Raw genomic sequence first — 23,997 nt, 5'->3', positions numbered from 1 at the left:
CGAGGCATATGCTGGCCCCAAAGCGCCGGCAGACGATTCGGCGCATGAATCGCCAATAAGGGGACGCCTGATGAGCCCAGCCGAATTACACGCCGACAGCATCGTTATCGACGGTCTGATCATTGCCAAATGGAACCGCGAGCTGTTCGAAGACATGCGCAAGGGCGGTCTGACGGCGGCCAACTGCACTGTGTCGGTGTGGGAAGGCTTTCAGGCGACCGTGAACAACATCGCTGCCAGCCAGAAGCTGATCCGCGAGAACAGCGACCTGGTGATGCCGGTGCGCACCACCGCCGACATCCGTCGCGCCAAGGAGCAGGGCAAGACCGGCATCCTCTTCGGCTTCCAGAACGCCCACGCGTTTGAAGACCAGATCGGCTATGTCGAGGTGTTCAAGCAGCTCGGCGTCGGCATCGTGCAGATGTGCTACAACACCCAGAACCTGGTCGGCACCGGTTGCTACGAGCGTGACGGCGGCCTGTCGGGCTTCGGTCGCGAAATCGTTGCCGAGATGAACCGCGTCGGCGTCATGTGCGACCTGTCCCACGTCGGCTCCAAGACGTCGGAAGAAGTCATCCTCGAATCGAAAAAACCGGTCTGCTATTCCCACTGCCTGCCGTCGGGGCTCAAGGAGCACCCGCGCAACAAGTCCGATGCAGAATTGAAGTTCATTGCTGATCACGGCGGTTTTGTCGGCGTGACCATGTTTGCGCCGTTCCTGGCCAAGGGCATCGATTCGACCATCGACGACTACGCCGAAGCCATCGAATACACCATGAATATTGTCGGCGAAGACGCCATCGGCATCGGCACCGACTTCACCCAGGGTCACGGTCAGGACTTCTTCGAATACCTGACCCACGACAAGGGCTACGCCCGTCGTCTGACCAGCTTCGGCAAGATCATCAACCCGCTGGGCATCCGCACCGTCGGCGAGTTCCCGAACCTGACCGAAACCCTGCTCAAGCGCGGCCACTCCGAGCGCGTCGTGCGCAAGATCATGGGCGAGAACTGGGTCAACGTCTTGAAAGATGTTTGGGGCGAATAAGCCACCGCACTTCTGAATCCTTTCCCCCGGCCGTCCGCGCCGGGGGTAACAAACCAAATTTTCTGGAGTTAAGTTTCCATGGCCAAGATCGCCCCGCAATTGCCAATCGAAGTCGACAGCGAAACCGGTGTCTGGACCTCCGACGCCCTGCCGATGCTCTACGTGCCACGCCACTTCTTCGTGAATAACCACATGGGCATCGAGGAAGTGCTGGGCGCCGACGCCTACGCCGAAATCCTCTACAAGGCCGGCTACAAGTCCGCCTGGCACTGGTGTGAAAAAGAAGCCGAATGCCACGGCCTGGAAGGCGTCGCGGTGTTCGAACACTACATGAAGCGCTTGTCGCAACGCGGCTGGGGCCTATTCAAGATCCAGGACATCGACCTCGACAAAGGCACCGCCAGCGTCAAGCTCGAACACTCGGCGTTCGTCTACGTCTACGGCAAGGTCGGGCGCAAGGTCGACTACATGTTCACCGGCTGGTTTGCCGGTGCCATGGATCAGATACTTGAAGCGCGCGGCAGCAAGATTCGCACGGTTGCCGAGCAAGTCTACGGTGGCTCCGAAGAAGGCCACGACGACGGCCTGTTCACCGTCAAGCCGTTGTAAGTCGAGGAACCCGCCATGGCTTTCGAAGCAATGTTCCAGCCGATCCAGATCGGCAAACTGACCATCCGCAACCGCGTGCTCAGTACCGCGCACGCCGAGGTCTACGCGACCGACGGCGGCATGACCACCGACCGCTACGTCAAATACTACGAAGAGAAAGCCAAGGGCGGCATCGGCCTGGCGATTTGCGGCGGTTCTTCCAGTGTGGCCATCGACAGCCCGCAAGGCTGGTGGAAATCGGTGAACCTGGCGGATGACCGGATCATCCCGCACTTCCAGAATCTGGCCGACGCCATGCACAAGCATGGCGCCAAGATCATGATCCAGATTACTCACATGGGCCGCCGCTCGCGCTGGGACGGCGAGCACTGGCCGACCCTGCTGTCGCCGTCGGGCATCCGTGAACCAGTGCACCGCGCGACTTGCAAAACCATCGAGCCGGAAGAAATCTGGCGGGTGATCGGCAACTACGCCACCGCTGCGGCGCGGGCCAAGGCCGGTGGTCTCGACGGTGTTGAGCTGTCCGCCGTGCACCAGCACATGATCGACCAGTTCTGGAGCCCACGGGTCAACAAACGCACCGACGAATGGGGCGGCAGCTTCGAGAACCGCATGCGTTTCGGTCTGGAAGTGCTCAAGGCTGTGCGCAAGGAAGTCGGCGACGATTTCTGTGTCGGCATCCGTCTGTGCGGTGACGAGTTCCACCCGGACGGTTTGTCCCACGAGGACATGAAACAGATCGCCAAGTATTACGACGACACCGGCATGATCGACTTCATCGGCGTGGTCGGTTCGGGGTGCGACACCCACAACACCCTGGCCAACGTTATCCCCAACATGAGTTATCCACCGGAGCCGTTTCTGCACTTGGCTGCCGGAATCAAGGAAGTGGTCAAGGCACCGGTGCTGCACGCGCAGAACATCAAGGACCCGAACCAGGCCACGCGCATTCTGGAGGGCGGTTACGTCGACATGGTCGGCATGACCCGCGCGCACATCGCTGACCCGCACCTGATCGCCAAGATCAAGATGGGCCAGGTCGACCAGATCAAACAGTGCGTCGGCGCCAACTACTGCATCGATCGCCAGTATCAGGGGCTGGATGTGCTGTGCATCCAGAACGCCGCGACCTCCCGTGAATACATGGGCGTGCCGCACATCATCGAGAAATCCACTGGTGTGAAACGCAAAGTGGTGATCGTCGGTGCTGGGCCGGCGGGCATGGAAGCGGCGCGTGTGTCGGCCGAGCGTGGCCACGACGTGACGCTGTTCGAGAAGAAAGAATTCATCGGCGGCCAAATCACCACCGCGTCGAAAGCGCCGCAACGTGACCAGATCGCCGGTATCACCCGCTGGTTCCAGCTGGAGCTGGCGCGGCTGAAAGTCGACCTGCGTCTGGGCACGGCGGCAGATATCGCGACCATCATGGACTTGCGTCCGGACGTGGTGGTGCTGGCGGTGGGCGGTCATCCGTTCCTTGAGCAGAACGAACACTGGGGCGCCGCCGAAGGGCTGGTGGTCAGCAGTTGGGACGTGCTCGACGGCAAGGTCGCGCCGGGCAAGAACGTCTTGGTCTACGACACCATTTGTGAGTTCACCGGGATGTCGGTTGCCGACTTCCTCGCCGACAAGGGCAGCCAGGTCGAGATCGTCACCGACGACATCAAACCGGGCGTGGCCATCGGTGGTACGTCGTTCCCGACCTACTACCGCAGCATGTACCCGAAAGAAGTGATCATGACCGGCGACATGATGCTGGAGAAGGTCTACCGCGAGGGCGACAAGTTGGTGGCGGTGCTGGAGAACGAATACACCGGCGCCAAAGAGGAGCGGGTAGTCGATCAGGTGGTAGTGGAGAACGGCGTGCGTCCGGACGAAGAGCTGTATTACGGGCTCAAGGACGGTTCGCGCAACAAGGGCCAGATCGAAATTGACGCACTGTTCGCGATCAAGCCGCAGCCGTCGCTGAGCACCACGGGTGACGGTTACTTGCTGTTCCGCATCGGTGACTGCGTGGCGCAGCGTAATACCCACGCCGCGATTTATGACGCACTCAGACTGTGTAAAGACTTCTAAAGGCTTGCACATGACCCTGTGGGAGCGGGCTTGCCCGCGATAGCGGAGGGTCAGTCAATGCAACTGTGACTGACAGAATGCAATCGCGGGCAAGCCCGCTCCCACAGTGACCGAGTAAGGCAACTCGACCTGCAAGACCCTGCGGTCTTTGGGAGCTTCACCTATGTTGAACACCCTTCTTCCAATCCTGTTGTTCGCAGCCCTGGCCCTTGCGGTGCTGGGCGCGTTGCGGCGGGTAGCGATGTGGCGTCGGGGCCGGGCCTCGAAGGTCGATCTGATCGGCGGCCTGCTCGCCATGCCCAAGCGCTACATGGTCGATTTGCACCATGTGGTGGCGCGGGACAAATACATCGCCAATACCCACGTGGCCACGGCCGGCGGTGCGGTGGCGTCGATTGTGCTGGCGATTCTGGTGCATGGTTTCGGCCTGCATAACCGCATCCTCGGTTACGCCTTGCTGCTGATGACGGCGGTGATGTTCGTCGGTGCAATCTTCGTTTATCTGCGTCGACGCAACCCGCCGGCACGGTTGTCGAAAGGCCCGTGGATGCGCCTGCCGAAAAGCTTGTTGGCGTTCTCGGCGTCGTTCTTTCTGGTGACCTTGCCGGTGGCCGGGATCCTCCCGGAGAACTTCGGCGGGTGGCTGCTGGCAGCGATTCTCGGGATTGGCGTGCTGTGGGGCGTGTCGGAACTGTTCTTCGGCATGACCTGGGGCGGGCCGATGAAGCACGCCTTCGCCGGGGCCCTGCATCTGGCCTGGCACCGTCGCGCCGAGCGTTTTGGTGGCGGCCGTTCCACCGGTTTGAAACCGCTGGATCTGAATGATCCAAGCGCGCCGCTGGGCGTGGAAAAACCCAAGGATTTCACCTGGAACCAGTTGCTCGGTTTCGACGCCTGCGTGCAGTGCGGCAAATGCGAAGCCGCGTGTCCGGCCTTCGCCGCCGGCCAGCCACTTAACCCGAAGAAACTGATTCAGGACATGGTCGTCGGCCTGGCTGGCGGCACTGACGCGAAATTCGCCGGTAGCCCGTATCCCGGCAAGCCAATTGGTGAGCACAGCGGCAATCCGCATCAACCGATCGTCAACGGTCTGGTCGATGCCGAAACCCTGTGGTCGTGCACCACTTGCCGCGCCTGCGTCGAGGAATGCCCGATGATGATCGAGCACGTCGACGCCATCGTCGACATGCGCCGCCACCTGACTCTGGAAAAAGGCGCGACCCCGAACAAGGGCGCCGAGGTTCTGGAAAACCTGATCGCCACCGACAACCCCGGCGGTTTCGCCCCGGGCGGGCGGATGAACTGGGCGGCGGACTTGAACCTCAATCTGCTCAGCGAGAAGAAGTCCACCGACGTGCTGTTCTGGGTCGGCGATGGTGCCTTCGACATGCGTAACCAGCGCACCTTGCGCGCCTTCGTCAAAGTGCTGAAGGCGGCGAAAATCGACTTTGCCGTACTCGGTCTCGAAGAGCGCGACAGCGGCGATGTCGCCCGTCGTTTGGGCGACGAAGCGACCTTCCAGTTGCTCGCGAAACGCAACATCCAGACCCTGGCCAAATACAGCTTCAACCGCATCGTCACCTGTGATCCGCACAGTTTCCATGTGCTGAAAAACGAGTACGGCGCCTTCGACGGCCACTACCTGGTGCAGCACCACAGCACCTACATGGCGGAAATCATCCAGGCTGGCGCGCTCAATCTTGGTCAGCACAAAGGCAACAGCGTGACTTATCACGATCCGTGTTACCTCGGCCGTTACAACGGCGAGTACGAGGCGCCGCGTGAAGTGCTGCGTGCCCTCGGCATCGAGGTCAAAGAGATGCAACGTTCCGGCTTCCGCTCGCGCTGCTGCGGCGGCGGTGGCGGCGCGCCAATCACCGACATTCCGGGCAAGCAGCGGATTCCCGACATGCGCATGGAAGACATCCGCGAGACCGGCGCCGAGCTGGTGGCCGTGGGTTGTCCACAGTGCACGGCGATGCTCGAAGGCGTGGTCGAACCGCGTCCGATGATCAAGGACATCGCCGAACTGGTGGCCGATGCGCTGCTCGAAGACGCCGCGCCAGGCAAGCCGACTGCACCGGCCAAACGTGAACCTGCGGAGGCCCACTGATGAGCGACATTATCCGCCGCGACCCGCGCGCCGAATGGATTGCCCGTAACCGTCTGCACCCGCTGCACGCGGCGATGCAACCGGCGCAACACAGCTGGATGGGCCCCAACGGCGTCATCCGCAAGAATCTGCATGGCATCGGCTTCATCGGCCCCAACGGCATCAAACGCATCGACCGTAGCGGCGCGCAGCAGGGCGGGGCGGTCAAACGCTCGGCCACGGTTGAAGTGCAGTTGCCGCTGCATCAGGTCGCGGCCCCGGCGTTCTACATCAGCGTGGTGCCGGACATGGTCGGCGGCCGCCTGAGCAGCCACGACCGCGACCTGCTGGGTCTCGCGCATCAACTGGCCGGCAGGGACGGCGCAGTGCTGGCGGTGGTGTTTGGCGAGCACAAGGAAAACGCCTTCGCCACGGCGGGCGTCGATCGCTTGCTGGTGCTTGAGGGCGATGAGTTCAGCGGTTATGCACCGGAACAACGTGTGCAAGGTCTGCGCGCTGTGGATAACCAATTCAACCCGCGCCATTGGTTGCTGCCGGACAGCCGCAGCGGTGGCGGTGAACTCGGCCGTCGCTTTGCTGCTGCATTGGGCGAACGCCCGGCGACCCGCGTCTGGCAGGTCAAGGATCAGGAATGCATCGGCCGCGCCGGTGCTGGGTTGCAAGACCTTGCCCGCCCGGTCGCACGCTTGATTCTGGCGTCGGCCGAGTGCGCCGAACCGGTCAGCGAAACCCGCCATGAAGCGCTGCCGGTGGAGTTATCCACAAGTGTCGCGCGCAGCCTGTCGCGGATCGAGGATCTCGGTGCGGTCGCAGTGGACCCGGCGGCAATTCCGATGGCCGAAGCCGAATTCATTTTCTCCGGCGGTAACGGCGTCAAGGATTGGCAGCTGTTCCACGAAACAGCGGCAGCACTCGGCGCTACCGAGGGGGCGTCGCGGGTAGCGGTGGACGATGGCTTCATGGCCCGTGATCGGCAGGTCGGCGCGTCCGGCACCTGGGTCACCGCACGGGTTTACGTGGCTGTGGGTATCTCCGGGGCGATCCAGCACCTGCAAGGCATCGGTGCTTGCGACAAAGTGGTGGCGATCAACCTCGATCCGGGGTGCGACATGATCAAACGCGCCGACCTGTCGGTGATCGGCGAGAGCGCGGAGATACTTCAAGCCTTGATCGCGGCGGTAGCGGCTTACCGCAACGACGCCAAGCGCGATGCGGCTTAAGGGAAGGACACAGTTATGAACAGCAATGTCATCAGCCTGGTTTCCATTGGTGCCCACCCGACTTCGGGCCGGCCACGCCGCGCCGAACAGGATGCCCGCGCCGTGGAACTGGGCCTGCAACTGGCTGGGGATAACCTGCAAGTGCTGCATGCCGGGGATGTCGCGGAACCGGCACTGCGCGCCTATCTGGGCATGGGCCTGGAACAGATGCATGTGCTGGAACAACCAGCTGGCGCCGATGCGCTGCCGGCGCTGACCGCGTATCTGCGCGATGCCGGGGCGCAGGTGGTGCTGACCGGTAGTCAGGCGGAAACCGGTGAAGGTTCGGGGATGCTGCCGTTTCTGCTGGCCGAAGGGTTGGGCTGGCCATTGGTGGTCGGGCTGGCGCAGGTCGAGTCGATCAACGACGGTTCGGCGTTGGTGCTGCAAGCATTGCCCCGGGGGCAGCGGCGGCGCTTGAAGGTGAAACTGCCGTTTCTGGCGACTGTGGATAACGCTGCGCCAAAGCCTCGGCAAAGCGCTTATGGCCCGGCGCGGCGGGGTGTCTTGCAGGCTGAAGATGTGGAAGTTGTGGATGATGAGTTGCTCGCGGTTGCCACTTTGCAACCGGCCAAACCACGGCCGAAACGCTTGAAGGTGATCAAGGCCAAAAGCGGTGCCGACCGAATGAAAGCCGCGACGGCCAAGGCCAGTGGTGGCGGGGGGCAGGTGCTCAAGGGTGTTACCGCAGAGGCCGGAGCTGAAGCCATCCTCAAACTGCTGATCGAAGAAGGTGTCGTCCGCTGAAGAGCCCCTCTCCCGGAGGGAGAGGGGACCTACGGTGGCGCTTTCAAGCGTTACATCGACCTGAAAGATCAGCGCAAACTCAGGCTTGGCCAAGCTAAGGTCACCGTGGTGCTGCAGGTCGATCTATTTGTCCGATACAACTCTGTGGGCCCCCTCTCCCTCCGGGAAAGGGCTGGGCGGTCGGCGTTCCGATGAGGGCAGGCTGTTTACCCACAATCCCTGTTGGCGGATCTGTGGATAACGTGTTCGCCCATCACTGCACCCCACGTCAATCAAGCCTTTCAGCCATCCGATCAAAAAACAACCAGCCTAAGCTGCGGTTTTTTCTGGCTTTTTCCAATGGATAACTCGCCAAGTTGCCCCCAATCTCTGTTGGCGCTTCTGTGGATAAGATGTTCGCTATCCGCTGAGACCCATATAAACCGTGGCTTACGAGGAGTCGATCAAAAAACAATCAAATCGTCTGGTTTTACGCAAAACTCCCGCGTAAACCCCGATTTCACAAAGCCTTCGACGCTTTTCCACAGACAAGCCGAAGTTACCCCCGTTCTCTGTTGGCTCTTCTGTGGATAACGTGTTCGCCATCCGCTACAGACCATGTACAACGTGGCTTACACGCAAGTGATCAAAAAATATCCAATACCTCTCGCAAACCGTCCTTCTGGATAAGTCACGATTTTTCTTCACAGATCAGCCACTTATTTTCCGAGTCATCCACAGTTACCCCCATATGCTGTGGGTGGCTATGTGGATAACTTGTTCGTCAAACCGTGTAAGCCCCGCCCGCCATAGTCCAAACGGCACTTGATCACATTTCATACAGTTCTAAGGCGTTGCCTTGACTTCGAATCCTCTGCTGTCTTCACTGCAATGGCACAAGGACAGCCGTCACTTATCCACATCTGGTTCTGGGAGAACGCATGATGGATAGCCGCCCACATCGCCCAACCCCCTCGCCACGCAAGCGCACGTTACGTCGTGCGGCCAATCAACACGCGCGTCTATAGCGCGTAAGTCCTGCCCCAACCGCTGTGCTGTCGCCGGGTCCGCCCCGGAGGCCAGGTGCTCGTTCGCCCATTGATTGCAGGCAACCGCAGAGTTGCCCCATCAGCCTGAGAAAGGATCAGTCTCATGACACGCATTGCAACGCCCATCAGCGAGATCAAGGAACATTACGACGTCATCGTCATTGGCTCCGGTTATGGCGGCGGCATTGCTGCCTCGCGCCTGTCCCGGGCCGGCAAACGGGTGTGTTTGCTCGAGCGCGGCCGAGAGATTCAGCCCGGCGAATACCCCAACACCATGATTGCCGCCACCGAAGAATTGCAGGTGCACGATCCCGATGGCCATATCGGCTCGCGCACGGGGTTGTTCGACCTGCACGTCAACGCCCAGCAGAACGTCGTGGTCGGTTGCGGCCTCGGCGGTACGTCGCTGATCAACGCCAACGTTGCCCTCGAGCCGGAGCCCGGTGTGTTCGACGACCCACGCTGGCCGCAAGCGGTTCGCGAGCATCGCGACACCTTGCTCAAGGATGGTTACGCCCGTGCTCGGGAGATGCTCAAACCCAATCCTTACCCGAGCACTGCACCGAACCTGCCCAAGCTCGACGCCAACAAGAAGTCCGCGGATTACCTCAAGCAGGGCGCGCACTTCTACAAGCCGCCGATCAACGTGACCTTCGACAAACTGCCGAACAACCTCAACCACGTCGGTGTTGAGCAACTGCCGTGCAACCAGTGCGGCGACTGCGTGTCGGGCTGTAACAACAAGGCCAAGAACACCACGCTGATGAACTATCTGCCGGACGCCTGGAACCACGGTGCGGAGATTTTCTGCCAGGCCGAAGTGCGGCATCTGGAGCGTGACGGTGACGGCTGGATCGTGCACTTCCAGTATCTGGACAGCGGCCGCGAGAAGTTTTCCGCGCCGACGCTGTTTGTGAAGGCCGACATCGTCGTGGTCTCCGCCGGAACGCTCGGCTCTACCGAAATTCTCCTGCGCTCGCGCGACAAAGGCCTGGTGATGTCCGGCCAGCTCGGCGAGAACATGAGCGGCAATGGCGACATCCTCGGCTTCGGCCACAACTGCGAGCAGACCATCAACGGCATCGGCTTCGGCGCGCACCCTGCCAAGGAACTGCACCCGGTTGGCCCGTGCATCACGTCGGTGATCGACATGCGTACCGAAGGTGACTGGCGCAGCCGCATGGTCATTGAAGAGGGATCGATTCCCGGCGCCCTTGGCCGGCCGATGGTGCCGAGCATGGCCGGGTTCGCCGAGATGATCGGCGTCGCCAGCGACGACAGTTTCAGCGGCAAGGTGAGATACAAGGAACGCGAAGCGGAAAGTTTCCTGCGCGGCCCGTACTACGGCGCTCTGCACAACATGCAGACCTACCTGATCATGAGCCACGACAGCGGTCAGGGGCGCATGGTGCTGGATAACAAGGATCAGTTGCGTATCGATTGGCCCGGCGTTGGCGAGCAAGAGAACTTCAAACTCGGCAACGAGCGTCTGCACCAGAGCACCAAGGCGCTGGGCGGCGTCTGGGTGGAGAACCCGATCTGGACCAAATTGCTCAAGCACAGCATCGTCTCGGTGCACCCGCTGGGCGGTTGCGTGATGGGCGAAGATGCCGGCCAAGGCGTAGTCAACCACAAGGGCCAGGTGTTCAGCGGTGCGGCCGGCACCGATGTCTACGCCAATCTGTACGTGACCGACGGCGCGGTGATTCCGACGTCGCTGGCGGTCAATCCGCTGCTGACCATTTCCGCCGTGAGCGAACGCAACATGGGCCTGCTCGCCGCCGACCGTGGCTGGCAGATCGACTACACGCTGCCATCGGCACCACGCAAACCGGTGGCGCCGCCAACCCTTGGCGTGCAGTTCACCGAAACCATGAAGGGCTATTTCTCCCGGGCCTTCACTGCTGCGCAAAGCACCGATCTGAAAGTCTATGAAGCCGCCGCCAAACGCGGCGAGGCGGACAACTCGCCGATCGACTTCACCCTGACCATCACCGCCGCCGACATGAACCGGATGATCAAGGAGCCGGAGCACGCCGCAACCATCGTCGGTACGGTCATCGCCCCGGCGCTGTCGCCAGAACCGCTGACCGCCAGCAACGGTGTGTTCAACCTGTTCGAGCAGTTCGAGCAGCAGGTCGATACGCGCCACATGAAATACGACATGAAGCTGACCGCCGAGGACGGCAACGATTACTTTTTCAGCGCCTTCAAAACCGTGCCGGAAGACAACGGCGTGCTGAATATCTGGCACGACACCAGCACGCTGTACGTGACGTTGTATCGCGGGCCGGACAAGAGCGGCGAGGTCATCGGCTCGGGGGTGATGCACATTCATCCGACCGATTTCGCCAAACAGATGACCACCATGAAAGTGCTCAATGCGCGCAACGAGCGTGAGCGCATCGAAGGGCTGGCGCGGTTCGGCAAGTTCTTCGCCGGGATTCTCTGGGAAAGTTACGGCGGGGTGTTTGCCGGCGATATCTACTTCAACCCCGACGCGCCGCCACGGCTGAAACGGCCACTGGATGCGCCAACCCCGGCGGTGCATTTTTTCCCCACCGAGGACGGTGTCGAACTGCGCCTGAGCCGTTATCAGGCCGGCAGCAAAGGCCCGGTGATGCTGGTGCATGGTTTGGGCGTCGGTTCGAATATCTTCTCCACCGACACCATCCAGACTAACCTGCTCGAATACCTGTGCAAGCACGATTACGACGTCTGGCTGCTGGATTTCCGCGTGAGCATTCTGTTGCCGGCGAGCAAGAAGGAATGGAACGGCGACCAGATTGCCCAGTACGACTTCAAGGCTGCCATCGCGCAGATTCAGCAGGAGACTCAGGCCAAAGACGTGCAATGCGTGGTGCATTGCTACGGTGCAACGACCTTCTTCATGTCGCTGCTCGCCGGGTTGCAGGGCGTGCGTTCGGTGGTCTGCTCGCAGATTGCCGCGGACACCGTGGTCGCCACCGCCACCGGATTAAAGGCTGGATTGCACCTGCCGGGAATGCTCGATGCGATCGGCATCAAGTCGATGACCGCTTACGCCGACAGCAAGGAAAACTGGTTCAACAAACTCTACGACAAGGCGCTGAATGGCTACGCGCGGATCGAGGCGCAGGGTTATTGCACCAACCCGGTGTGCCACCGCATCACCTTCATGTACGCCTCGTTGTATCGCCACGACACCCTCAACGAAACCCTGCACGACAACCTGCACGAGCTGTTCGGCGAGTCGAACATCGAGACCTTCGAGCACCTGGCGCTGATCGTGCGCAAAGGGCATCTGGTGGATTTCAAAGGCAACGATGTGTACATGCCGCACTTCGATCGGCTGACCATGCCGATCTGCTTTATCAGCGGTGCCGACAACCAGTGCTATCTGCCGGAAAGCACGCTGAAGACCTATCAGCGTTTGTGCGACATGCACGGGCCGGAGCGCTATAGCCGGCAGGTGGTGCCGGGCTACGGCCACATCGATTGCATGTTCGGCAAGAACGCGGTGGTGGATGTCTATCCGATCATCCTTGAACACCTGGAGAAAACTGCCCTCGGTTGATCCAGAACCGAGCCGACTGCATCGCGAGCAGGCTCACTCCTACAGGGGGACGCATTCCAATTGTAGGAGTGAGCCTGCTCGCGATAGCGGTGTATCAGGCGCTGCACCTCTCAGGTCTGTACAAGGAAATGGACGATATGGACAGCTACATCCGCTGGTTTCAACGCTTCATCTGGCTCGGCATCGCGATGAACATGGTGTTCGCGATCCCCGCGCTATTCGCGCCGGGATTGCTGACATCCGTGGTCGGATTGCCGCCGCAACTCTCCGACCCGTGGCTGGAAAACGCCGGGATGCTGCTGATCGGCATCAGCGTGTTTTACATGCCGTCGGGCTTCAACGCGCCGCGCTATGTGGTGCATTCCTGGCTGTGCGTACTGACGCGGTTGATCGCGGTGGTGTTCTGGATCTACCTGATCAACACCAGCATTCAGGGCTCGGTGTTCGTGCCGATGCTGATGGGCGATCTGAGCTTTTTCCTGATCCTCGGAATTCTCCTCTACCTCGGCACCGCGCCGGAGAACCGGCCATGGGCGCTGCTCTGCGATGGCTGGCGCGAATGGCGCGCGGCGTGGCAGCGGCAATGGCAGAGTCACGCCTTCAAGGTCGGCACGTTGATCGTGGTCGCGGTGCTGGGCTTCATTGGTTATGAAACCTGGTATCAGATGCTCCGCGTCGTCCCTGAACAGGAATATGCCTCCGACGAAGACCACTATAAATACGCCGCCATTGGCCTCGGCATCGAAGCGCGCATCCCGTATTACCTGTTCGCCGTGCTGCCGCAAATGTGCCCGGAAAAGATGCCCAAACCCGGCGGCTGGGAAGTCTTCGGCTTTCTCTTCGAGAACGGCAAGGACCTGCCAATCGGCATGGCCAAGCGGCAGATTGGCTACCCGACCGTCGAGCCGAACTGCGCGTTGTGCCACACCGGTTCCTACCGGGCGAATGCCAGCGACGTCGCCGTAAACGTGCCGAGTGCGCCGGCCAACACCCTGCAACTGCAAGCCTTCCAGTGGTTCGCCTACGATTGCGCCAGCGACCCGAAATTCACCACCGACGCGGTGATGGCGGCGATTAACGCCAAGTTCCAGTTGGGCTTTTTCGAAAAGCTCTACAACCGTTATCTGATCATGCCGATGGCGAAAAGCGCGCTGCTCAAGCAGAAACAGGCGTACGCCTGGCAGAAGCTGCGTCCGCAACAGGGCCCGGGCCGCACCGATACCTTTAACCCGACGAAAATGGTGGTGTTCGGCTTCCCGGATGACTCGACCATCGGCACCGTCGACCTGCCGCAGGTATGGAACCAGAAACCGCGGGAATCGATGTACCTGCACTGGGACGGCAATAACAACAAGATCCACGAACGCAACTACGCTGCCGCGATGGCCGTGGGTGCAACGCCGGAATCGGTGTTGCCGCCGAGCTTCAATCGCGTGACCAACTGGCTGCTCGGGCACAAGGCGCCGGCGTGGCCGTGGGCGCTGGATCAGGCCAAGGTCGCGCAGGGCAAACCGATCTGGGACAACAACTGCGCCGGTTGTCATGACTTCGGTCGCACCGATACCGGACAGGTCACTACCAACATCGACCAGCTCGGCACCGATCCGCACCGGCTCGATTCGTTTACCACAGGCTTGGTGGCCGCATTCCACTCCTTCAAAAAACCGCCGTTCGACTTCGGCGCCTACCGCAAGACCCAGAGCTACAGCAACACGCCTACCGACGGCATCTGGCTGCGCGCGCCGTACCTGCACAACGGCTCGGTGCCGACCCTGTGGGACCTGCTGCAACCACCGGAAAAACGTCCGCAGGTGTTCATCACCGGTTCCGACGTGTACGACCCGGTCAATGTCGGGTTCGTCACCAGCGGCGCACAGGCCAAGGCCTCGGCGGACTTCAAGTACGACACGCGGCTGGAGGGCAACCACAACAGTGGTCACCTGTACGGCACGACGCTGTCGGACGCCGACAAGCGTGCGCTGATCGAATTCATGAAAACCCTGTGAACCCTATTGGATAGAGGATTACGCCATGTCAGCAGTCGGTCATCTGAAACACGAATACGACAAGGTCAAAGTGCGCATTCACGGCTTGTTCACGCGCATGGAAATGGCCTGGATGAAGCTCATCAGCGAGCTGGAGCCGCAGGAGTTCCAGGCGATCATCAAATTGCTGCAGCGGGGGCACGATCAGGCGCAGTACGTGCTGAAAAACGGCGAGCTGCCGACGGATGAACCGACAGTGCCGTGGGAGTTGTCCCACGGCTTGTCGATCCTGCGCATTGGCAACGCCGCGCCCTTGCCGCAGTCGAGCGATCAGTTGCAAACCCGGGTGCTGAAGGACGGCAGTCTGCTTGGTTGTCGCAAGTGGGAATTGCTCGATCTGCTGTGGAGCGAGGCGCTGCTCAAGTGGATCGAAAACCTGCGTCATCACGCGACCTTCGGCACTGATCCGGCGGTGGTGCAGATGGAGCGCGACGTGACCCTGGCGATTGCCGGCGACTGGGGCACCGGGCCGTTTGACAGCCATGCACCGGCGGTGTCGGTGGCCAATCAGATGCAACTGGCCCAGGCTGATTTCACCATCCATCTGGGCGACGTTTACTACGCCGGCAGCCATTCCCAAGAAGACGTCGACATGGCCGGCTGGCCGATGGGCAGCCACGGCTCGTTCACCCTCAACTCCAATCACGAGATGTACAGCGGCGCCCACGGTTATTTCAAGGAACTGGCAAAGCGTTTTCCGGGGCAGCAGGGCACCAGTTACTTCGCCTTGATCAACGATGACTGGCTGGTGGTCGGGCTGGATTCGGCGTACGCCTCGGATGCGATGAACCTGTACATGGACGGCACCCTCAACGAGCCGCAGATCGAGTGGATGAAAGGCCTGCCGAAACGCAAAAAGATCATGGTGCTCAGCCATCACCAGGGCTTCGATATTTCCGGGCACAACAAGACTGCGCTGTATCAACCGGTGTGCGATGCGCTGGGGCGCGAGCCGGATTATTGGTATTGGGGGCATTTGCACAACGGCATCGTCTACGCGCAACAGGGTGGTCTGCATGCGCGTTGCGCCGGGCACGGGGCGATTCCCTACGGCAATGCCAGCGAGCTGGACGGGCATTCGCGGGTGTTGTGGTCGGAGACGCAGGATGCCAACGACCCGGCGTATCCGCTGCGGGTGCTAAACGGGTACGCGAAAATCAGGTTGGTGGGGGAGGAGATTTTTGAGGAGTTTATTGGTGAGGATGGCAGTGTGAGGTGGTCATCTCACTGACTGATCGTTCCCACGCTCTGCGTGGGAACGCCTCAACGGACGCTCCGCGTTCGGCCTTTTGGGACGCAGAGCGTCCCGGGCTGCATTCCCACGCAGAGCGTGGGAACGATCAGGCAGGAGGGAATCAGCCCTGAACCGGGACGCCTTTTAGGTATGGCGCAGGCTCGGCACCGAGGTTGTTCAACAGGCGCTCGCTGTACCAGTCGACAAAGTTGACCACACCAAACTCATAGGTCTTGGAGTACGGCCCAGGCTGGTAGGCCGTGGAGTTGATCCCGCGCTGGTTCTCTTCGGCCAGACGACGATCCTGGTCGTTGGTCGCGTCCCACACCTGGCGCATACGCTCGACGTCGTAATCGACGCCTTCAACCGCATCCTTGTGCACCAGCCATTTGGTGGTGACCATGGTTTCCTGCGTACTGATCGGCCACACGGTGAAGACGATGATGTGGTCGCCCATGCAGTGGTTCCACGAATGCGGCAGGTGCAGGATGCGCATCGAACCGAGGTCCGGATTCTTGATCCGGCCCATCAGTTTCGCGCAGCCCTGCTTGCCATCCAGAGTCATCGACACGGTGCCCTTGAGCAGCGGCATGCGCACGATGCGGTTACGCAGGCCGAAGCTGGCGTGGGCGTAAGGAATCTTCTCGGCTTCCCAGGCGGCGGCGGACGCAGCAACGTGATCCTTGAACGCCTGATCGGCGCGCGGGTCGGTGACGTCGTCCCATTCCAGCAGGGTTTTCAGCAGTTCCGGGTGCGACGCGTTGCAGTGGTAGCACTCGCGGTTGTTTTCCAGCACCAGTTTCCAGTTGGCCTTCTCCATCAAGGTGGTGGTGATCGCCACCTTGGTGTTCTCCATGTCGTACGGTTCCATGTAGTGGTTGAGCGTCGACAGGAAGTCATCAATGGCCGGCGGATTCTCGGCCAGGCTGATGAAGATGTAGCCGCCGGCCGTTTTCACGTTCACCGGTTTCAGGCCGTACTGCTTCATGTCGAAGTCGGCGCCCATTTCGGTGCCGGCGAACAGCAGACGACCGTCCAGCTCGTAGGTCCACTGGTGGTAATGGCAGACCAGTTTGGCGACTTTGCCTTTTTCACTGGTGCACAGACGCGAGCCACGGTGGCGGCAGACGTTGTGGAACGCATGCACCACGCCTTCGGCGCCACGGATGACGATGATCGGGTTCTTGCCGATCTGCAGGGTCAGGTAGTTGCCCTTGGCCGGGATTTCGCAGGTCATGCCGGCGATCAACCATTCCTTCTGGAAGATCTCCTGCATGTCGATATCGAACAGCCGCTCGTCGCTGTAAAACGGTTGTGGCAGCGAAAAGGTGCGCTCGCGTTCCTGGAGCATTTGTGCGGTGGCCTTGCGTGCGGGTTCCAGCGGATCGCCCAGGCTGATTTTTGCGGTGACGTCCATCGATGTGATCCTCATGGCCATCTGCGTGGCCGGCGAAAGTGGCTAATCAGGTGTGCTGTAAACAGTTGCTACGCAAGGTGTAAAGAATCTGTTTGGGTGTTGAGGCGAGTGTGGGGCCGGCGCTGGGCGGAACCTTATCCATGGGCGACATGGTGCAATCTGTTCCCGACGCGCAACCCCCGGTGGTTGGGGGCTGGTCGCGATAAGTATGTCAATGTCGCGGATAGGTAAACGGGCGGTTCGCGCTATACGCAGAATCGCCGACATGAGGCCGACAGTCGGCCGTGGAGAACAGCATGTCCAACAGCTTCCTGAATCCGGTCACCACCCAGACCTGGGCCAATGGCCGACACATCGTCCGTTGCGTCAAAGTCATCCAGGAAACCTGGGACGTGCGCACCTTCTGCTTTATGGCTGACCAGCCGATCCTGTTCTTCTTCAAGCCCGGCCAGTTCGTCACCCTGGAGCTGGAAATCGAAGGCCAGCCGATCATGCGTTCGTACACGATCTCCAGTTCGCCGTCGGTGCCGTACAGCTTTTCGGTGACGATCAAACGAGTGCCGGGCGGCAAGGTTTCCAACTGGTTGCACGACACGTTGCATGAAGGGCAGGAGCTGGCGGTGCACGGGCCGGTCGGGCTGTTCAATGCCATCGACTTCCCGAGCCCGAAAGTCCTCTACCTCAGCGGCGGCGTGGGAATCACCCCGTGCATGTCGATGGCGCGGTGGTTCTACGACACCAACGCCAACGTCGACATGACCTTTATCCACAGCGCGCGCTCGCCAAAGGACATCATTTACCACCGCGAGCTGGAACACATGGCGTCGCGGATCGATAACTTCAGCCTGCATTTGATCTGTGAAAAGCACGGTCTGGGCGAGCCGTGGGCCGGGTACCGCGGCTATCTGAATCACAAGATGCTCGAACTGATGGTTCCCGATTTCCTTGAGCGCGAAGTGTTCTGCTGCGGCCCGACGCCGTATATGACGGCGGTGAAGCGTTTGCTGGAAAACGCCGGTTACGACATGGCGCGTTATCACGAGGAGTCCTTCGGCGCGACGCCGCCCGAGGCGCGTGCCGATGCGGTGGAGCAAGCCGAACAGGCCGCCGATGCGCCGGAAATCGATGCGGCGGATCTGCATCAGGTGGAATTCACCGCGTCGGGCAAGAGCATTCGTGTGGCACCGGGCGAGACCGTGCATGCGGCGGCGGCCAAGCTTGGGCTGATGATTCCGAAGGCTTGCGGGATGGGGATTTGCGGGACGTGCAAGGTGCTCAAACTGGGGGGCGAGGTGGAGATGGAGCACAACGGCGGGATTACCGAGGACGACGAGGCGGAAGGATTTATCTTGTCGTGCTGCAGTGTGCCTAAAGGCGACGTGCGCATCGAATTCTGACGGGCGCTAAAGATCCCTGTAGGAGTGAGCCTGCTCGCGATAGCGTTAGGTCAGTCAACTCTTCGTTGAATGTTCCGGCCCCATCGCGAGCAGGCTCACTCCTACAGGGAGATGGTATTTAATCCACGAACAGGTCGGGCATCAGGGTTGCAGTGCTGTCCGGATCAAATCGGTAATGATCGAATTCGGTTACGCCGCTCTCCCGCAAAATCTCCTCATCAATCAACAACCGCCCGCTGATCTGCCGCCCGCGACTACTCAAAATCACATGCGCCGCATCAGCCATGATTGCCGGCGTACGCGCGTGCTTGAAGGACTCGCGATTGCCCAGCTGAAACTCGATCGCTGCCGTCGCAATCATCGTCTGCGGCCACAGCGAATTGACACTGATCCCGTAACTGGCAAATTCCTCGCTCATGCCCAGCGTCAGCATGCTCATGCCGTATTTGGTCACCGTGTAAGGGCTGAACTGGGCGAACCATTTACTCGCCAGATTCAACGGCGGCGACAAGTTGAGAATGTGCCCGGCGGATTTCTTCAGATAGGGCAGGGCAGCCTGGCTGCACAACAGCACCGCGCGGGTGTTGATCTGGTGCATCAGGTCGAAACGCTTGAGTTCGATGTGTTGCACGCCAGTCAACTTGATCGCCCCGGCATTGTTCACCAGCGCATCGATCGCGCCGAAATGCTCGTTGGCCTGGGCCAGTGCCTGTCGCACGGCGTCTTCATCACGCACATCCACCTGCAGCGCCAAGGCCTTGCCGCCCGCCACTTCGACTTCTTTGGCCACACTGTGAATAGTGCCGGCCAATTTGGCGTGGGGTTCGGCGCTCTTCGCCGCAATGACGATATTGGCCCCGTCCTTCGCGGCCCGCAGTGCAATCTCACGGCCAATGCCACGGCTGGCGCCGGTGATGAACAGGGTTTTGCCTTGTAACGACATGCCGATGCTCCTGCTTATTGTTATGAGAGCGGAGGGCTCGACAGACAATGTAGACCAAGGAGCTGACGCGACTGAAATAGGTGCCCTGATCGTTCCCACGCTCCGCGTGGGAATGCAGCCTTTGACGCTCCGCGTCATGACTGTGCTCGGCGTCGCATCAGTGGTGGGGCTGGAACGCGGAGCGTCCCGGGAGACATTACCACGCGGAGCGTGGGAACGATCCGAAAGGGGATGGCCAGCTGCTTTAGTACCAGCGTTGAATCTCGATCAATCCCTCTAGTCCTGCATAATTTCGGGCGCTCGAATACCGCCAGTGCTCCGGCAACTCTACATAACCACGCTTTACCGGGTTGTTGTGGATGTAATCGAGTTTCTGGCGCATGACTTCTTCGCTGTAGACCATTTCTGCATGAGAGCCTTCCTGCCACATTTGATACACCCGATCTTGCTTGTGTGCCCGCTTGTTGAAACGAAGGCGCTTCAGTGCTCTTTCGGCGCCCTTGCTTTGAAGGTCATCAATAATCTGTCGCGCGGTGAATGATTTGAACTGGCTGAGGCATTTGCTCAGGTCGGGTGCTTGGGCGACAAAGTGAAGATGGTTTTCCAGAATCACGAAGCCGTACAGCCTCAAGTCATGATGAGTCTGTTGATAACGCCAGCAGTTGAGCAGGTGGTCGACGATGTAAGGGCGGATGAACAGGGGTAACCATTCCATGACCGTGCAGGTCAGAAAATGGGGTTTGTCAGTTTCGGTAATGGTGTAGCGGCTGCGGCCCATGGGATTCTTCCTTGAATCTTGCGGTGCATTGGAGATGGAACGCGGAGCGTCCCGGGATGCATTACCACGCGGAGCGTGGCAACGATCAGGGTGGGACGGACAGGGTATTCGCGATAGAGGGGAAGTCTGGTATTGCGGTGGGAAAAGTCATTCCCGAGCCAAGATCGTTCCCACGCTCCGCGTGGGAATGCAGCCATTGACGCTCCGCGTCATCACGATGCCAAGGTGTAACGCTGGCGGGGGAAATGGAACGCGGAGCGTCCCGAGAGGCATTCCCACGCAGAGCGTGGGAACGATCAGTGAGGTGGAGTGAGATCAGGCAGACATGACTTCGCGGATGTCGCGCGCCAGTTCGCGCACGCGCTCTTCTTCGGTGTCCCACGAGCACATGAAGCGCGCGCCGCCCTTGCCGATGAAGGTGTAGAAGCGCCAGTCCTTCGCGGTCAGCGCGGCAATCGCCGGTTCCGACAGTTGCAGAAACACGCCGTTGGCCTGCACCGGGAACATCAGTTCGACGCCCGGAATGTCGCTGACCAGCTCGGCCAGCAATTGCGCGCAGTGGTTGGCGTGGCGGGCGTATTTCAGCCAGGCGTCGTTTTCCAGGATGCCGACCCATGGCGCCGAGAGGAAGCGCATTTTCGACGCCAGTTGCCCGGCCTGTTTGCAGCGGTAGTCGAAGTCTTCGGCCAGTTTGTGGTTGAAGAACAGGATCGCTTCACCCACCGCCATGCCGTTCTTGGTGCCGCCGAAGCACAGCACGTCGACGCCAGCCTTCCAGGTCAGGTCGGCCGGCGAGCAGCCGAGGAACGCGCAGGCGTTGGAGAACCGCGCGCCGTCCATGTGCAGGTGCAGGCCCAGTTCCTTGCAGGTGGCGCTGATGGCGCGGACTTCTTCCGGGGTGTAGACACTGCCGACCTCGGTGGCTTGGGTCAGGGTCACCACGCGTGGTTTCGGGTAGTGAATGTCCTGGCGCTTGAGGGCGACTTCGCGGATCGACTGCGGGGTGATCTTGCCGTTTTCAGTGCCGGCGATCAGCAGTTTCGAACCGTTGGAGAAGAATTCCGGGGCGCCGCATTCATCGGTTTCGACGTGGGCGGTTTCCGAGCAGATCACGCTGTGGTAACTCTGGCACAGCGAAGACAGCGCGAGCGAGTTGGCGGCGGTGCCGTTGAAGGCGAAGAACACTTCGCAGTCGGTTTCGAACAGTTGGCGGAAATGATCGGACGCGCGTGCGGTCCATTCATCATCGCCATAAGCGCGTTGGTGGCCGTGGTTGGCCTGTTCCATGGCAGCCCAGGCTTCAGGGCAGATACCGGAATAGTTGTCGCTGGCGAATTGTTGGCTCTTGTCGGTCATGGCCGGCTTCCGTGATCGAGGTGCTTGTGGCGCCTCGTTGGTCAATGATGGTGCGCACTTTACCGAAGATCTTCCGGGGAGCACACGGGATGTCGCTGGCAGAACATTACATGGACGCTTGCCGATTATGCACCTGAGAAAACGTGACGGCGCCCTGGATCTGCTCAAGTGGCTGGCGCTGCTGAGCATGTTGCTCGATCACCTGCGATATGTCGGGATCAGCGCCGATTGGCTCTACGTGCCGGGGCGGTTGGCGTTTCCGTGGTTCTGTCTGGCGATGGCGGCGAATCTTGCCCGGGCCGGAGCGCGGAAAACCGAATGGCGTTATCTGGGCTGGCTGTTGCTGTTCAGCGCCGTGAGTGAAATTCCTTACCGTTTGTACATTCCCGATCCGGATACGTTGAACGTCATGCCGACATTAGCGTTGGGCTTGTTGGTGGCGCGCGGCTGGCAGGATCCATCGATCATGTCGCGGTTGCTGGGTGTCGCTGCGTTGGTGCTGGCCGCTGTGTTTTCTGAGCGACTGATGTTCGGCTTCTTCGGCGTTCTGCTACCGCTCGCGATGCTGTGGGTGTTTCGTCGTCCGTGGTACTTCAGCTTGCTGTCGGGATTGATATGTCTGGCCGCCAATCAGTGGCAGGTGCTGTACGACTCGGCGAGGTTCGGTAATAGCGTTGCCATTTTTGGCATTGCCACCTGTCTGTTTGCGCCACTGCTCGGAATGTTCCTGTTGCGACATGTGCGACATCTCCAGCCACCCCCAATGCGCCGCTGGGCGTATGCCCTTTATCCCGCACATTTCCTCCTGCTACTACTTATCCGCCAAGTCGCCGCATAACCCTGTGGGAGCTGGCTTGCCAGCGATAGCGGCAGGTCAGCCGCCATCAATGCCAGATGGGCCACCGCCATCGCTGGCAAGCCAGCTCCCACAGGGTTCTCCAGTGTTTTCGAGGTCGAGTCTGGCAAGGCCATTCCCCGCCATGTCGTAAACGCACCTTTGCGTGGCGTCCGTAGGCATTTGAGCTGTCTGCGCCGGTCATACCATCGGCATCAAAGGGCACTGCCTTGATTGCCAGTGCCTTACCGAGACGAATGGCGCACAGATGCCGCTGGGAGAGACGCGATGTTCAGCAAGCAAGACCAGATCCAGGGTTACGACGATGCACTGCTGGCGGCGATGAATGCCGAGGAGCAACGTCAGGAAGATCACATCGAGCTGATCGCGTCGGAAAACTACACCAGCAAACGCGTGATGGAAGCGCAAGGCAGCGGCCTGACCAACAAATACGCCGAAGGTTATCCCGGCAAGCGCTACTACGGTGGCTGCGAGCATGTGGATAAAGTCGAAGCGCTGGCCATCGAACGTGCCAAGCAACTGTTCGGCGCCGATTATGCCAACGTTCAGCCGCACTCCGGTTCCTCGGCCAACAGCGCCGTGTACCTGGCGCTGATCCAGCCGGGCGACACCATCCTCGGCATGAGCCTGGCCCACGGTGGTCACCTGACCCACGGCGCCAAAGTGTCGTCCTCGGGCAAGCTGTACAACGCGGTGCAGTACGGCATCAACACTGACACCGGGCTGATCGATTACGACGAAGTCGAGCGTCTCGCCGTCGAATCCAAACCGAAAATGATCGTCGCCGGTTTCTCCGCTTACTCCAAGACCCTGGACTTCCCGCGTTTCCGTCAGATCGCTGACAAGGTCGGTGCGCTGCTGTTCGTCGACATGGCTCACGTCGCCGGTCTGGTCGCCGCCGGTCTGTACCCGAATCCGCTGCCGTACGCCGACGTGGTCACCACCACCACGCACAAGACCCTGCGCGGTCCTCGTGGCGGCTTGATCCTGGCCAAGTCCAACGAAGAGATCGAAAAGAAGCTCAACGCTGCCGTGTTCCCCGGCGCCCAGGGTGGCCCGCTGATGCACGTCATCGCCGGTAAAGCCGTGTGCTTCAAGGAAGCGGCGGAGCCGAGCTTCAAGGCCTATCAACAACAAGTGATCGACAACGCTCAGGCCATGGCCGGCGTGTTTATCAAACGTGGCTACGATGTAGTGTCCGGCGGCACCGACAACCACCTGTTCCTGGTCAGCCTGATCCGTCAGGGCCTGACCGGCAAAGATGCCGACGCCGCCCTCGGCCGTGCGCACATCACCGTCAACAAGAACGCCGTGCCGAACGACCCGCAGTCGCCATTCGTGACGTCCGGCCTGCGCATCGGCACCCCGGCGGTGACCACTCGCGGCTTCAAAGTGACCCAGTGCGAGACGCTGGCCGGCTGGATCTGCGACATCCTCGACAACCTCGGCGATGCCGATGTCGAGGCCAATGTTGCCCAGCAGGTTTCGGCCCTGTGCGCAGACTTCCCGGTTTATCGCTGAGCGGTTTTGGAGTA

At 60.5% G+C, this 23,997-nt stretch carries 16 protein-coding genes; 12 read left to right on the top strand and 4 right to left on the bottom strand.

Annotated features, from left to right (window positions below; genetic code table 11):
* Nucleotides 1-70 precede the first annotated feature (70 nt).
* From KI231_RS27145 to KI231_RS27105, 9 genes are all read left to right on the top strand, one after another.
* Nucleotides 71-1,048 carry a dipeptidase gene (locus KI231_RS27145; protein ID WP_007962626.1) on the top strand — a complete coding sequence of 326 codons (978 nt, stop codon included), beginning with the start codon at nucleotides 71-73 and terminating at the stop codon, nucleotides 1,046-1,048.
* A 78-nt stretch (nucleotides 1,049-1,126) separates the two neighbouring features.
* On the top strand, nucleotides 1,127-1,657 hold the full coding sequence (locus KI231_RS27140; protein ID WP_005792152.1) for a DUF5943 domain-containing protein: 531 nt from the start codon (nucleotides 1,127-1,129) through the stop codon (nucleotides 1,655-1,657).
* Nucleotides 1,658-1,672: 15 nt separating this feature from the next.
* Nucleotides 1,673-3,733 (top strand): dimethylglycine demethylation protein DgcA, encoded by a 2,061-nt coding sequence (gene dgcA / locus KI231_RS27135; protein WP_213026794.1) that lies wholly within the window; start codon nucleotides 1,673-1,675, stop codon nucleotides 3,731-3,733.
* 163 nt (nucleotides 3,734-3,896) lie between these two features.
* The gene (dgcB, locus tag KI231_RS27130) at nucleotides 3,897-5,846 is read left to right on the top strand and encodes a dimethylglycine demethylation protein DgcB (RefSeq protein ID WP_213026793.1); all 1,950 of its coding nucleotides are present in this window, start codon (nucleotides 3,897-3,899) and stop codon (nucleotides 5,844-5,846) included.
* Nucleotides 5,846-7,066, top strand: coding sequence for an electron transfer flavoprotein subunit alpha (etfA, locus tag KI231_RS27125; protein WP_213026792.1), 1,221 nt, complete (start codon nucleotides 5,846-5,848; stop codon nucleotides 7,064-7,066). Before dgcB ends, etfA begins: the two co-directional genes overlap by 1 nt.
* 15 nt (nucleotides 7,067-7,081) lie before the next feature.
* On the top strand, nucleotides 7,082-7,852 hold the full coding sequence (gene etfB / locus KI231_RS27120) for an electron transfer flavoprotein subunit beta (protein WP_213026791.1): 771 nt from the start codon (nucleotides 7,082-7,084) through the stop codon (nucleotides 7,850-7,852).
* Between the two features lie 1,131 nt (nucleotides 7,853-8,983).
* Entirely contained in the window at nucleotides 8,984-12,436 is a 3,453-nt protein-coding gene (locus KI231_RS27115) for a GMC oxidoreductase (protein ID WP_213026790.1), read from the top strand.
* A gap of 137 nt (nucleotides 12,437-12,573) precedes the next feature.
* A complete protein-coding gene (locus tag KI231_RS27110; RefSeq protein WP_213026789.1) occupies nucleotides 12,574-14,442 on the top strand; it encodes a c-type cytochrome in 1,869 nt (622 codons plus the stop codon).
* A gap of 25 nt (nucleotides 14,443-14,467) precedes the next feature.
* Entirely contained in the window at nucleotides 14,468-15,712 is a 1,245-nt protein-coding gene (locus KI231_RS27105; RefSeq protein WP_213026788.1) for a metallophosphoesterase family protein, read from the top strand.
* Between the two features lie 124 nt (nucleotides 15,713-15,836).
* Here KI231_RS27105 and gbca read toward each other — a convergent pair whose 3' ends face one another.
* Entirely contained in the window at nucleotides 15,837-17,132 is a 1,296-nt protein-coding gene (gene gbca / locus KI231_RS27100; RefSeq protein ID WP_213026787.1) for a glycine betaine monooxygenase oxygenase subunit, read from the bottom strand.
* A gap of 296 nt (nucleotides 17,133-17,428) precedes the next feature.
* Here gbca and gbcB point away from each other — a divergent pair, with 296 nt between their 5' ends.
* Nucleotides 17,429-18,529, top strand: a complete 1,101-nt coding sequence (gbcB, locus tag KI231_RS27095; RefSeq protein WP_103304474.1) for a glycine betaine monooxygenase reductase subunit — start codon at nucleotides 17,429-17,431, stop codon at nucleotides 18,527-18,529.
* A 118-nt stretch (nucleotides 18,530-18,647) separates the two neighbouring features.
* Here gbcB and KI231_RS27090 read toward each other — a convergent pair whose 3' ends face one another.
* The 3 genes from KI231_RS27090 to KI231_RS27080 all read right to left on the bottom strand — a co-directional run bounded on the left by KI231_RS27090 (nucleotide 18,648) and on the right by KI231_RS27080 (nucleotide 21,606).
* A complete protein-coding gene (locus KI231_RS27090) occupies nucleotides 18,648-19,472 on the bottom strand; it encodes an SDR family oxidoreductase (RefSeq protein WP_213026786.1) in 825 nt (274 codons plus the stop codon).
* Nucleotides 19,473-19,716: 244 nt separating this feature from the next.
* Nucleotides 19,717-20,250 (bottom strand): REP-associated tyrosine transposase, encoded by a 534-nt coding sequence (locus KI231_RS27085; protein ID WP_103304472.1) that lies wholly within the window; start codon nucleotides 20,248-20,250, stop codon nucleotides 19,717-19,719.
* A gap of 315 nt (nucleotides 20,251-20,565) precedes the next feature.
* Complete coding sequence (locus KI231_RS27080; RefSeq protein ID WP_103304471.1) at nucleotides 20,566-21,606, bottom strand: threonine aldolase family protein; 1,041 nt, start codon at nucleotides 21,604-21,606, stop codon at nucleotides 20,566-20,568.
* A 127-nt stretch (nucleotides 21,607-21,733) separates the two neighbouring features.
* On the opposite strand from KI231_RS27080, the gene KI231_RS27075 reads away from it, so the two are divergent.
* Entirely contained in the window at nucleotides 21,734-22,444 is a 711-nt protein-coding gene (locus KI231_RS27075) for a TraX family protein (RefSeq protein WP_213026785.1), read from the top strand.
* 285 nt (nucleotides 22,445-22,729) lie between these two features.
* Nucleotides 22,730-23,983, top strand: coding sequence for a serine hydroxymethyltransferase (gene glyA, locus KI231_RS27070; RefSeq protein WP_103304469.1), 1,254 nt, complete (start codon nucleotides 22,730-22,732; stop codon nucleotides 23,981-23,983).
* Nucleotides 23,984-23,997: the final 14 nt, after the last annotated feature.

The sequence above is a fragment of the Pseudomonas sp. Seg1 genome (genome assembly GCF_018326005.1).
In the GTDB taxonomy this organism is placed as follows: domain Bacteria; phylum Pseudomonadota; class Gammaproteobacteria; order Pseudomonadales; family Pseudomonadaceae; genus Aquipseudomonas.
Note: the sequence above shows the minus strand (reverse complement) of the source record. Positions and strands in the feature narration are given on the sequence as shown.

What these genes read in the sequence shown, in the direction of transcription:
- dgcA (WP_213026794.1), top strand. Translation starts at nt 1,673, where the DNA reads ATGGCTTTCGAAGCAATGTTCCAGCCGATCCAGATCGGCAAACTGACC.
- dgcB (WP_213026793.1), top strand. Translation starts at nt 3,897, where the DNA reads ATGTTGAACACCCTTCTTCCAATCCTGTTGTTCGCAGCCCTGGCCCTT.
- KI231_RS27085 (WP_103304472.1), bottom strand. Translation starts at nt 20,250, where the DNA reads ATGGGCCGCAGCCGCTACACCATTACCGAAACTGACAAACCCCATTTT.
- gbca (WP_213026787.1), bottom strand. Translation starts at nt 17,132, where the DNA reads ATGGACGTCACCGCAAAAATCAGCCTGGGCGATCCGCTGGAACCCGCA.
- etfA (WP_213026792.1), top strand. Translation starts at nt 5,846, where the DNA reads ATGAGCGACATTATCCGCCGCGACCCGCGCGCCGAATGGATTGCCCGT.
- KI231_RS27080 (WP_103304471.1), bottom strand. Translation starts at nt 21,606, where the DNA reads ATGACCGACAAGAGCCAACAATTCGCCAGCGACAACTATTCCGGTATC.
- KI231_RS27145 (WP_007962626.1), top strand. Translation starts at nt 71, where the DNA reads ATGAGCCCAGCCGAATTACACGCCGACAGCATCGTTATCGACGGTCTG.
- KI231_RS27090 (WP_213026786.1), bottom strand. Translation starts at nt 19,472, where the DNA reads ATGTCGTTACAAGGCAAAACCCTGTTCATCACCGGCGCCAGCCGTGGC.
- gbcB (WP_103304474.1), top strand. Translation starts at nt 17,429, where the DNA reads ATGTCCAACAGCTTCCTGAATCCGGTCACCACCCAGACCTGGGCCAAT.
- KI231_RS27105 (WP_213026788.1), top strand. Translation starts at nt 14,468, where the DNA reads ATGTCAGCAGTCGGTCATCTGAAACACGAATACGACAAGGTCAAAGTG.
- KI231_RS27075 (WP_213026785.1), top strand. Translation starts at nt 21,734, where the DNA reads ATGCACCTGAGAAAACGTGACGGCGCCCTGGATCTGCTCAAGTGGCTG.
- KI231_RS27115 (WP_213026790.1), top strand. Translation starts at nt 8,984, where the DNA reads ATGACACGCATTGCAACGCCCATCAGCGAGATCAAGGAACATTACGAC.
- KI231_RS27140 (WP_005792152.1), top strand. Translation starts at nt 1,127, where the DNA reads ATGGCCAAGATCGCCCCGCAATTGCCAATCGAAGTCGACAGCGAAACC.
- KI231_RS27110 (WP_213026789.1), top strand. Translation starts at nt 12,574, where the DNA reads ATGGACAGCTACATCCGCTGGTTTCAACGCTTCATCTGGCTCGGCATC.
- glyA (WP_103304469.1), top strand. Translation starts at nt 22,730, where the DNA reads ATGTTCAGCAAGCAAGACCAGATCCAGGGTTACGACGATGCACTGCTG.
- etfB (WP_213026791.1), top strand. Translation starts at nt 7,082, where the DNA reads ATGAACAGCAATGTCATCAGCCTGGTTTCCATTGGTGCCCACCCGACT.